The following is an 11,498-nucleotide window of genomic DNA, read 5'->3' as shown; positions in this document are numbered from 1 at the left end:
TGGAAACCGGCTATGAACCGTTTTCTCATTGAATATGAAGACCGGTTTTCTGAGATATGAGAAATGGCAGTTACACAGAATTATTTACAGAGTCTGATTTTCTGGGAATTGAAACATTTGCGAGTTGTACAGGCTACACCGAAAAGGAAATCCTCGTTTTTTTTGAATTTATGTTTGATGGGATTTGGCAATGATCGCAGGTAAATGTCTGAAAAGCAAACGGTGAGCCAACCGTTTCGAAAACAATCAGGATAGCTTGTCAATAGCTCTAAAGCAGTGTAGGTACCTTGGCGTTTCGGTCATTCATTGCTTTAACATCGCACAAAGCTTCCCCCTGCTGATGCTTTGTGCGATGTTTTTTAGTAAGAGATAAACGTACAAAATGGTTTAACGGTACCACCTTTACCGGTGGCAACTTTCAAGTAGGGATTATATTATAAATTATTGGCTGACATCCACTTAGCCATGGTCAGGAACATTTCGTCGGGCTCGATTGGTTTGGCGATATGATCATTCATCCCTGCAGCAAGCGCTTTCTCTTTATCACCAATCATCGCGTTGGCCGTCATGGCAATGATCGGCAGATCCCGGAATTTCTGTTGCCGGCGCAACAGGCGGGTTGTTTCATAGCCATCAAGAACCGGCATCTGACAATCCATCAAGACCCCGTCAAACGATTGGCTGGTTAGAAGATCAAGCGCCTCCTGACCGTTAGAGGCCGTTGTAACAATAATTTTTTCAATACCTAGCAGATCCTGCATCAACTCCTGGTTAAGTTCGTTATCCTCAACTAGGAGTATTTTAGTGCCCCGAAGCTTTGTCAACGCCTTGTAGACCAATTTTTTTTCAGGAATCCCGGGTGAAGAAATCGGAGCCGGAGCCTCCTTTTCTTTACGCAGTAAAACGGTAAAGTGGAAAATACTGCCTGCACCAAGCTCGCTCTCTACCCATATTTCACCATTCATCATCTGGACGATCTTCTTGGAAATAACCAAGCCCAACCCGGATCCTCCATATTTCCTGGTTGTTGATGAGTCTGCCTGGCTGAAACTCTTAAATATTTTCTTTTGCTGACCATGGGACATACCTATCCCCTGATCTTTCACCGCAAAATGCAGCATCACCTTTTTTTTCCGCTCTTTCAGCAGGGTGACACTGAGTGATATGGAGCTTCCTGCTTTACTGAACTTGATGGCGTTGTTGGTTAAATTAATTAAGACCTGGCCAAGGCGTAAAGGGTCTCCCTTGACTCTGGGGGGGATGTGCGGGTCTATGGTGATTGATAGGGTTATGTTTTTTTCCTGAGTTCTAAGTTCGGTAGTGCTTTTCAGGCTGTCAATTATATCGACAAAGCGAAACCCTACTGATTCAATCTCAAGTTTTCCTGCCTCAATCTTGGAAAAATCGAGTATGTCGTTGATAATGTTCAGTAGATCTTTAGCTGAATTGTGGACCGTTGTTAGATATTTCCGTTGTTTGTTGCTTAACTCGGTCTGCAGGGCCAGAAAAGTCATCCCGATGATACTGTTCATCGGCGTGCGAATCTCATGGCTCATGTTTGCCAGAAACTCACTCTTTGCCTCATTAGCCTTGACAGCCTCTTTGCGGGCGGTAACCAGCCGTGAAGCCGTTTTTTTTCTCTCTTTCACTTCTGTAGCCAGCGAGGAGTTCAGCTGTTCCGTTATTGATTTTTCAGCCTTCAGCTGCTTGGCGAGATACTCATTGTTAAAGCGTAAAAATAGAGATGATTTCAGCAGGGAGCGAAGCCGGGAAGAAGCTGTTGTAACGAAAATGACAAAAACAATCAGCATCAATCCCAGGGAGAGTCCGATTTTCCCCCCCATATCAAATAATCTGAAAATCAGGGGAATAGAGGCGGGAAAAAAGAAAAAGGAAAAGGTGGATACGAACGGGAAGAGGGTGGTTAAACCGCCAGCCAAGTATGAAGTGATAATCAATGTTACAATGCAACTCTCGACGATCGAGAGAAAGGGAAAAAAGAAAAAAGCGCAGCTTCCCCATCCAAGCCCGGTCATGGCCGCGACAAGGATATTGCACCTGATGTAGACCATGTCTTCATATTGGTTTTTTTTTATTAAGTAGACACTATAGAGAACTAATCGAAAAAGAGCAGTGAAAACCATGAACATTCCCCAAACGGTGATGAGCCCGGGTGGAAGGGAATCTTTCACAAGATAGATTAGGAAAATAACGGCAACGACAAAGGCGATAATAGCCATTAGTGTCGATTTGTACACCAGGCGAATACGTTCAGACTGGATTCGGCTGTATATGCGCTGTTGCATTGTTTTGTCTTTTTCCAGCTTCATATGATCTCGTAGCTGATGTATACCTTAATTGTATGATATTACGGTTATGGTTATTAAGAGATACAAGATAATTCCGTAAAGGCTCATCGGGGAGACAGGTTTGGGCCATGGAAAGGATGGGGTGGAACTCTGTCTCCCTTTTGTGCTTTTATAATGCAAAGTGTTTTGGGTAAGTATTTGAAAACAGGATGTTTTATGTTAGCAGGAAACATGGTTCACGCATATTCTGGCGGGCAACGAAATTTTTGTGATGCGGTCGATACGTCTTTAATTTTTTTGCAATTTTACGGCCATAATTTTATCGAAATTTCTTACAAAGGCGTCGACGAGTCGTGGGTCGAAATGGGACCCTCTCCCCTCCTTTATTATTTCAAGGGCCTTGTTTGCGCAGAATGCGTCCTTGTAAGGACGGGAGTCTGTGAGCGCATCGAAGACGTCGGCAATGGCACATATTCTGCCCAGGATAGGAATATCTTCATTCTCAAGTCCATACGGATAACCGCTGCCATCCCATTTTTCATGGTGAGTGGCAGCAATGACGGCGCCGGCTACCAGCAGCGGCGAATCTGAGTGTTTGAGAATCTGTTCGCCGATCAGGGTATGTTTTTTCATTATTTCCCACTCTTCGTTGGTGAGTGGGCCCTGTTTTAACAAGATGGAATCGGGAATGCCTATTTTTCCGACATCGTGCATGGGGCTTGCCGCAGTAATTACTTCAATTTCGGTCTCCGGCAGACCGATGCTTTCAGCAACTATTCTGCAAAAATAACTTACCCGGTTAATATGGTCGGCAGTGCATTTATCTTTGTATTCGGCAGCGACCCCTAATCGGTGGATTGTGTCCAGATGGGCCCTTTGCGTTTTGTGTCTGGCACGCTCTGCTTCACTCAATGCCAGTTTCAGGTTAACTGTACGTTCCTGGACCAGCTCCTCGAGATGGTGCTGATGCCTTATTAACTCATCGTGCAGATTTTTTATTTTCAGCTGTGAGGAGATTCGCACATTCAGCTCTGTTTTATCCACCGGTTTAACAATAAAGTCGTTGGCACCCGCCTCAACAGCTTTCAGCCGATCGTCCCGGCCGGAAAGGGCGGTCACCATGATAATCGGCAGGTCGACGGGATTGTAGTCTTCCCTGATTTTCCTGGTGGTTTCGATACCATTGAATCCGGGCATCATGACATCCAGCAAAACCATGTCGTACTTCTGGGTGCGAATCTTTTGCAGTGCCTGTTCTCCACCGGCAACACTTTCTCCCTCATACCCGAGGAGTTCCACATAATCCTCAAGCAGTTCCCGGTTTAGCAGCTCATCGTCGACAATCAGCACTTTCGCTTTTGATTCTTTCATTTATCTTTATAGAAAAGATGGAGATTTTATCGAGTTATCATGTCAGTTGTTCTGGCAGTAGGGAATAGTGAAAATAAAAGCTATTTCCGCGTTGTCATCACTATGTTCCATCGTGATGATGCCTCCATGTAATTCGATGTAGAATTTTGTCAAGGAAAATCCCATGCCAAAGGTTTCGTCAAAATTGTCGAAACTATCGTCGGTTCCATCAAAAATCGCAGCCATCCGTTTTCGGTCCGATGGACTAATTTTGCATCGCTTGGTTTTGATAGATACTTTCAAGCAATTACTATCAGGTGTGGCTATATTATAGATCGGTTGCAAAGTGTCACAGTCGACACTTTCAGCCACCATCAACACAAGTCCTCCTTTCTCAGAGAAATTTACTGCAGTCAACAGAATGGTGTACAGGATTTTTTTGAGCTTGATTTCATCAGCGTTGATACTGACAGGAACAGCCTCAACATGAAGCTGGAGAACAATATCTTTCTTGTTCGCTTTCTCGCCTACCATGACCATGCTGTGTTCAAGGTGGGGGTGCAGGGTAAAGATGGAATGTTCCAGTTCTTGTTCACCTCTCGCAGCACCGGCCATGTCGAGTACATCGTTGATCAGTGATAACAATCTCTTGCTGCTCGTCAGGACGTTGGATGAATATTTTTTCTGCCGGGTGTTGAGTTCACCGAAACTTTGATCAAGGAGCAGTTCACTGAAACCGATTATGTGATTAAGCGGGGTTCTTAATTCGTGGCTCATGTTCGATAAAAAGGCACTCTTGGTCCTGCTGGCCGACTCCGCTCTGTCTTTGGCCACCCGCAGCCTCTGTTCACTGCTGCGAAGCGCCTGTTCCGCCAGTTTGCGCACCTCGATCTCTTTGTTGGCCTTGCGGATTTTTTCCCGCAGCTCACCGTTGAGTTTATTGATCTCTCCGGCCATGACACTATAGTTGTTATTCAGAATGACAAGCTCTTTTATGTTCGACTTTATAGGGGCAGCATCGTAATTGCCTTTGGCAATATGCATACTCCTCTGGGCAATGTCCACCACTGGCAGTGAGATCTGGCTGGCAATTTTCCGTGCATTGTAAAGAAGATAGCAAAGGAACAAAATATAAAACCCTGCCATGCCGGCTATCGCCAGGTAACCTATGGTTTTTACCTTGTGTTTCATTCTTGTTATGGGTTCCAGAATACGCGATTTATCGGCAAGCACTATGAGCTTCCATCCGCTTTGCGGTTCGGTCGCATGGGCCAGCAGGTATTTTTGGCCATTCAGACTCAATTCCTCAACCGACTGATCCTTGGTGAGAATAGTTTCAATTGCATTGGCGACGCCGGAAATAGGGGTTTTAGCGAGGTTGAATTCTTGCGGTTTAAAGGTATCCTGCTCAACCTGTGCCTTATAAATATGCGTCCGTAGCTCGGTAAGGCCGAAGAGTTTTTCCACTTCCGCAGGCATTGCCATGATGGTACCTTTGGCATCGATCAGGAAGGCTTGCGCCCCCCATGGGAGCTCCATATTAAGAATATTTTGTAAAAATTTATCAATAGTAACGTCTAAGCCGACGACACCTTCAAGAAAATCCCCGGTGTAGATCGGTACAATGCAGGACATCATCCATCCCATTCCGGCCGGATCCAGATAGGCGTCTGTCCATACGACTCCCCGTGAGGGATTATGCTTACCATCAGCCAGATAGTAAAAATTGAATTTCGGGATATCCATGTTCGGCATGTATTGGTTATATACCTCTTCTATGAACGGATAGTATCTGTTCATGGAGTCAAATGTATTGATGTAAATTGCCGCAATATTCTCATTTGCCTCGGAGGTATGCTTATAAATCCCGTCGAGTTGTTCACTGGCAACCGCCTTCTTTTTTTCATAATCGCTGAGTTTCACCAGGTTTGAGTAATAAAGACTTGCTCCGCCGTCATTGACGGTTTTGTAAAAAACCCCGTTATCGGCGAACAGGTAATTGTCATATTGAGATTTTTGGGGAGACAATTCTTCAAGGCGGTTAAAAAAAACGGTAGTCTCCTTTTGGACCAGCACCCCGAGTTCGGATATACTTTTCAGTTCCTGACTGAAAATATCCGCCTGGGTCCCGACAAGTTCGTCGAGGTGTGAAATACTCTCAGTTTCCAGGGTTGCAACAGCGCTATTGTGATTGTACGAATTGATAATGAAGTAGAGCAGTACCAGCGCCAATTCAATAAAAAAAAGCGGCATCAGTGCAGCCTTACAAAATTCCAGAAAGACGATTCTTTTCAATGGAAATTCTACTTCTTTACTCATGCTTCACCTCAGATTCGATTATATGTGTTTTTCCCAGCGGTTTTTATTTGTCTCGCTGGTCACTGCAATCAATCCACCTGGCCAGGGTGATAAAAAGCTGTTTCATCTTGAACGGCTTAAGGATAAAATCGTTCATGCCGACGTGAAATATTTTTTTTCTTGCCTCGTCGGTTACATCGGCTGTCAGAGCAATAATAGGTAACTCATCATAATCTCCCAGCCTGCGTATTGCTCTGGTCGTGTCGTATCCGTCCATAACCGGCATTTGACAATCCATCAAGATGCCGTCTACAGCAATTTTATCTAACTTATCCAGACACTGTCGGCCGTTTTCAGCCAACTCGACATGAATCCCCTTCTGCGTCAACATGTCACTGGCGAGCTCTTGGTTAAGGGGGTTATCTTCCACAAGCAGTATTCGTGCACCTCTCAGGTGCGGGACCAGATCTTCGGTGGTGTTGATGATGTCCTTGGAAATCTCTCCGGCTGCAGTCTGCTCAAACCCCATAACATCGGCTATAGTTTTCGCCAGCCTGGACGGAATAACTGGTTTTGGCACCACTGTATTTGCGGAGCAGGAAGACGCAATCTGGATGGATGTATCGAACTCAGATGTAGACAAAAAGATAACAGCCGGGGCTTTCTGTCCCATTTCCGGTAATGTTTTTTCGAAAAAGTGTTGGGCAGAAGAGGTCTGGTGTTCCTCGTTTAATGTCTTTTTATCAAGCAGCAGAAGATTAAAGGCGGGAGTCGTCTTGTTGTGTTCAATTGTATTTCTTGCTTCGTCAAGAGACTGGGCAAGGGCCGTAGAGCAGCCAAATTCTCGCATCATTTTCAGGAGAATGGAGGAGGAGGTAGAAGAGGCGTCGACCACAAGGGCATTGATTCCGGCCATCTGTTCGGTGATGGTTGTTTGGTAACTGTCCTCTTTTTCCTGTTTTTTTAGTCGTACGGTGAAATGGAAAGTGCTGCCCAGTCCCGGTGTACTCCGCACCCAGATCGTGCCGCCCATCATTTCGACTATTGTCTTGCTTATAGCCAGTCCAAGCCCTGTTCCACCGAACAGCCGGGTAGTGCTCGAATCAGCTTGAGTGAACGGCTGGAATAACATCTGCTGCTGCTGAATAGTCATGCCGATGCCGGTATCGCTTAAAGAAAAGTGCAGCACAACCTCCTTGTCTGTTTCCTTCTCAACACCTGCCTGTATAAAAATTTCACCACGTTCGGTAAATTTTACACTGTTATTAGCCAGATTGACTAAAACCTGCTTCAGCCGTATTTCATCGCCCACCAGAGATAGCGGAAGGCTCTGTTCAATGTCAAAATATAACGATATTCCTTTTTCTTCGGCGTTAACCCCGACGACACTGGCTATGTATTCAAAAATAATCTCCAGATTGAAAGGTTTGTCTTCCAGCTCGAGCTTGTTCGCCTCAATTTTTGAAAAATCGAGAATATCGCCTAAAATATCCAGAAGATTCTCGGCCGAGTGATACACTTTGCTTATGTAGTAGCGCTGCCTCTCATCAAGGTCAGTATTCAAGGCCAGATGGGAAAGCCCCATTATCGCGTTCATGGGGGTTCGTATTTCGTGGGACATGTTGGCAAGAAAATCCCTCTTGGCTCGATTTGCCGTCTCGGCAATATCCCTTGCCGCCACCAATTCGTCCTGGAGCCGGTGCAACTCCGTTATGTCCACATGGATACCGACCATTCTGGAGGGTAGTCCGTCATGGTTTGTCTCAGTTATTTTGCCAATATCGAGAATCCATTTATAGCTGCCGTCTTTACAGCGTAGCCTGTGTTCGCTGCGGTACCCTTCGGTTTTGCCGTCGAGGTGGGCGCGTAATATTGTCAATGTCTCTTCTTTGTCACCCGGGTGGATCCTGGAACTCCATTTTTCGACCGAATTTCCTAAATCTTCATCCGCGTCATAACCGAGCATGATCTGCCAGATATCGTTGGTATAGACGGCATTTGTGTCCGGTTGCCAGTCCCAAAGACCGAGTTGGGCCGAATTCAACGCAAGTTCCAGCCGCTCTTCGCTTTCTAAAAGCGCTTGTTCTACTTTTTTGCGTTGGGTGATATCTTCCTTGGTGGCAACATAATGCGTCGTTGTACCCGATTTGTCCCTTATTGGCGCAATAGCAGCCTGTTCCCAAAACAGTTCCCCGTTTTTTTTGCGATTGCAGAGCTGACCTCGCCATTCTTTTCCCTGCAGCAGGGTATCCCACATGGTTTTATAGAATTTCTTCGAATGGACTCCGCTTTGCAGTATCCTGGGATTCTGTCCGATAGCTTCTTCTGCGCTATAACCGACTACCTCGATAAATTTAGGGTTAACGTATTCAATGGTAGCCTCACTATCCGTAATAACAACTGTTGCAGGACTCTGTTCCACTGCGCAGATTAATCGCCGGATTTCTTTTTCTTTCTCTATCCTTGTTGAAATATCGTGAAAAGTGACCACGGATTCACGATGTCCGTCACTATTGACAAATGATCTGCAACTATATTCAATAGTCATTACGGTACCATTATTACACAGGAAGGCCCCTTCACCGTTATCAACCCGGATGCCTTCGGTTACGGCCCGCAAAAATTGACAATGATGGTTACCGGATGGTGACAGATTGGTTGAGTTTGGTTCGTGAACAAGCTTAGGGAAATCACTGTTAAGCAGGTTGTCTCTTGAAAATTGCAGCATTGACAGGGCGGCAGAGTTCAAAAAGGTAATCTTTCCATCGGTGTTGACTGCCACTATTCCTTCTCCAGCCGATTCCAGCAGCAACTCCCTCTGTTTTGTTACTGCCTGCCACTCGCTGTGCACCTTTTCGATGGCTTTTCTTTTGGCAATGGTATTCCAGGTGAGGGATATAAAAAAAATAAGAGCAAAGAGCAGGATAACCCAGATGACATGGTATGTAATGAATAGATGAAAAAACAGAGGGTCAGTGGTCTGACCAGGGGGGGGCGGGAGCAACAAGAGACATAGCATAAACAGAATTACCCCTCCCGGAAACAGTAAGGTATAAACAATTTTTTTTATATTAGAGGTTATCTTCATTGCTGTTATCTGTGGTAACTATCAGGGTTGGCAATTCGTCATGTTCTCGGCAAATGTTTGTCTGCGGATATTGCCAATTAACCTGCTATTGGTATGGAAAAAACCATTTATTAATCCGGTAACCAAACAGGACGGTTTTTTCGATATTAAGTCCAATGTAAATAGTTTATTGAAATATTAATAAAAATCGACAAAATAGCGTCTACTGTCAACGTACGTTTTATTGTGGCATAAAGTGTGTAGGCATTATCCGGAATTACGTATAGAGTCTGAACCAGACCTCAATTTTTGACCAGTCTTACTTTCAGGTTGTATTTTTTTATTTTCCTGTACAGTGTTGCTTCCGAAATACCTAGTATTTTAACGGTTTTTGTCCGGTCATGGTGGGCGAGCTCAATCGCTCTCTCGATTGCTTCTCTCTCCATATCGATCAGGGATTTTACGTTGTCGCTCACATTGTCGCTGCTGCCTTCAGGGTTGTCTTCGCAGTCCGGGTTAAGCTGCAGAGACGTTTCGTCGATAACGCCACTTTCACATAAGATAGCCGCTCCTTTCAGGGTATTGTCCAATTCGCGGACATTTCCGGGCCATGTATGGTTGACCAGTTTTTGCAGGGCATTTTCGGTAATGGTTATCGGTCGGCCCAGATCAGCAGAATATTGCTCAAGAATATATTCGGTAAGCAGCTCTATATCGCCGTCCCTTTTCTTCAGAGGCGGAGCTGTCAAGGTAATCGTATTGAGACGATAATAGAGATCCTGCCTGAATGTTTTAGCGTTCACTTCATTGAGCAGGTTCCTGTTGGTAGCGGCAATAATCCTGACGTCGATGTCGTGAAATTTTGTGGAACCGACCGGTCGTATCTGTCGCTCCTGAAGTGTACGTAAAAGTTTGGCCTGCACTGACAAGGGCATTTCTCCGATCTCATCAAGAAACAGCGTGCCGGTGTCGGCGGATCTGATCATACCTTGAAATTCCTTATTGGCACCGGTAAAAGAACCTTTTCTATGGCCGAAAAACTCGGATTCGAAAATCGATTCGCTTATGGAAGCACAATCAACAGGAATAAAAGGTTTATCCCTCCTGTCCGATTGACAGTGCAGAGCTCTGGCAATCAACTCCTTGCCGGTTCCACTTTCTCCCTGAATTAAAACTGTAGAGTTTGTCAAGGCGACCCTTACAATCATTTTTTTCAGGTTCTGCATAACGAATGATTCGCCAATAAGTCCTTCGAATTCAAAATTCTTTTCGTTAATCTCTCTTAATTTATTGTTTTCCTGTCTTAGCACCCAATGTTCATATACTTGGGCTACCCTGTTTTTTAATATCTCGGGAGAATCTCCCTTGACAAGAAAATCGATAGCTCCTTTTTGAACCGCTTTGACAGCTTCCGGCACTCCACCGTGGGCAGTCTGAATAATAATCGGCAGATCGGGCCTGGAATGTTTTACCTTTTCAAGGACTTCAAAACCATCCATTCCCGGCATTTTCAAGTCGAGCAATATTAAATCGACCCTCTCTTGCTCCAACAGGGAAATACCTGTTTGACCATTCTCTGACAGCAATACATCATACCCTTGTCGCCCCAGGTAACGCTGCAAGGAGTTCAGAATGGAAATCTCATCGTCTATGACCAGAATGGTAAATTTGTTTTCAGCATCAGGCATATTGCCATTACTCGCAATTTTTAAACAAAATTAAAGGCGTTGCCGCCAACCGCTATAAAGTTGGATGTCCGTCCTAAGATGGCTCGATTATGGAGGGCACCAGACCAGTGAAATATTCAGTACGGTTTATGATATTTCATATATCGTATTATGACAAAAAGAGATGGTATTCGCATTTTGCGAATAAGCATAATCGAAAATGGTGAAAACTAAAATACCTTACCGTAGTTTATCTAAAAACAGGGTGAAAAATCTTAATATTCCGGATGCAGATATTAACCGGCGGATACTTAAATAAGCTCCTTGACCGCACTATTATTGGGATCTTTACGTAGGGACATATTTTCAGAATGATAACAAGGGGGGGGAATGTTGTAACGAGGTTTTTGTGTTCCAGTTGTTATGCCTGGTTGATGCCACAATGTATTATTAATGCGAACGTTAATCAGTAGACACGAGCGAGTATTTCGTCCATGGATGCTGGAAGAACGACTTTACTATCTCGGGACTGCGCTGAAGTGAGCGCATCACCTTCATAATTCTTTTATACAGATCCCACGCACTGGTGGTGGTCTGACGACCAATATTATGATTTTTCAGGTAATTCCATACATGCTCATCAGGATTTAGCTCTGGTGCGTATGGTGGAAGAAAGAAAATTCTCAACTTCCCGTTGGTGCTTTCCACATATTGACGAACTTCATTCGAACGATGGACAGAGCAGTTGTCGAGAATCAGGAAAACAGGCCTGTCGGTATTGGCAATAAGGCGCTTGAGGAATTTTAT

The 11,498-nt window shown here is 44.7% G+C and carries 6 protein-coding genes; all 6 read right to left on the bottom strand.

Annotation, left to right across the window (positions count from 1 at the left end):
- Window positions 1-434 precede the first annotated feature (434 nt).
- Window positions 435-2,330, bottom strand: a complete 1,896-nt coding sequence (locus BLQ17_RS20690; protein ID WP_092226041.1) for a response regulator — start codon at window positions 2,328-2,330, stop codon at window positions 435-437.
- Window positions 2,331-2,597: 267 nt separating this feature from the next.
- Window positions 2,598-3,680, bottom strand: coding sequence for an HD domain-containing phosphohydrolase (locus tag BLQ17_RS20685; protein ID WP_092226040.1), 1,083 nt, complete (start codon window positions 3,678-3,680; stop codon window positions 2,598-2,600).
- 42 nt (window positions 3,681-3,722) lie between these two features.
- On the bottom strand, window positions 3,723-5,978 hold the full coding sequence (locus BLQ17_RS20680) for a histidine kinase dimerization/phospho-acceptor domain-containing protein (protein ID WP_092226039.1): 2,256 nt from the start codon (window positions 5,976-5,978) through the stop codon (window positions 3,723-3,725).
- Between the two features lie 43 nt (window positions 5,979-6,021).
- Complete coding sequence (locus BLQ17_RS20675; RefSeq protein ID WP_176761366.1) at window positions 6,022-8,976, bottom strand: PAS domain S-box protein; 2,955 nt, start codon at window positions 8,974-8,976, stop codon at window positions 6,022-6,024.
- Window positions 8,977-9,326: 350 nt separating this feature from the next.
- Entirely contained in the window at window positions 9,327-10,712 is a 1,386-nt protein-coding gene (locus BLQ17_RS20670) for a sigma-54-dependent transcriptional regulator (RefSeq protein WP_092226037.1), read from the bottom strand.
- Between the two features lie 441 nt (window positions 10,713-11,153).
- Window positions 11,154-11,498, bottom strand: a 345-nt coding sequence (locus BLQ17_RS20665) for a transposase (protein ID WP_176761326.1), incomplete at its 5' end; no start/stop codon positions are given.

This window comes from Desulforhopalus singaporensis (assembly GCF_900104445.1).
Lineage (GTDB): Bacteria > Desulfobacterota > Desulfobulbia > Desulfobulbales > Desulfocapsaceae > Desulforhopalus_A > Desulforhopalus_A singaporensis.
The sequence above is the reverse complement of the archived record's forward strand: the minus strand, read 5'-3'. Positions and strand labels throughout refer to the sequence as shown.

Excerpts from the sequence above, each read along its gene's own strand:
- BLQ17_RS20690 (WP_092226041.1), bottom strand. The coding sequence starts at position 2,330 with ATGAAGCTGGAAAAAGACAAAACAATGCAACAGCGCATATACAGCCGA.
- BLQ17_RS20680 (WP_092226039.1), bottom strand. The coding sequence starts at position 5,978 with ATGAGTAAAGAAGTAGAATTTCCATTGAAAAGAATCGTCTTTCTGGAA.
- BLQ17_RS20675 (WP_176761366.1), bottom strand. The coding sequence starts at position 8,976 with ATGCTATGTCTCTTGTTGCTCCCGCCCCCCCCTGGTCAGACCACTGAC.
- BLQ17_RS20685 (WP_092226040.1), bottom strand. The coding sequence starts at position 3,680 with ATGAAAGAATCAAAAGCGAAAGTGCTGATTGTCGACGATGAGCTGCTA.
- BLQ17_RS20670 (WP_092226037.1), bottom strand. The coding sequence starts at position 10,712 with ATGCCTGATGCTGAAAACAAATTTACCATTCTGGTCATAGACGATGAG.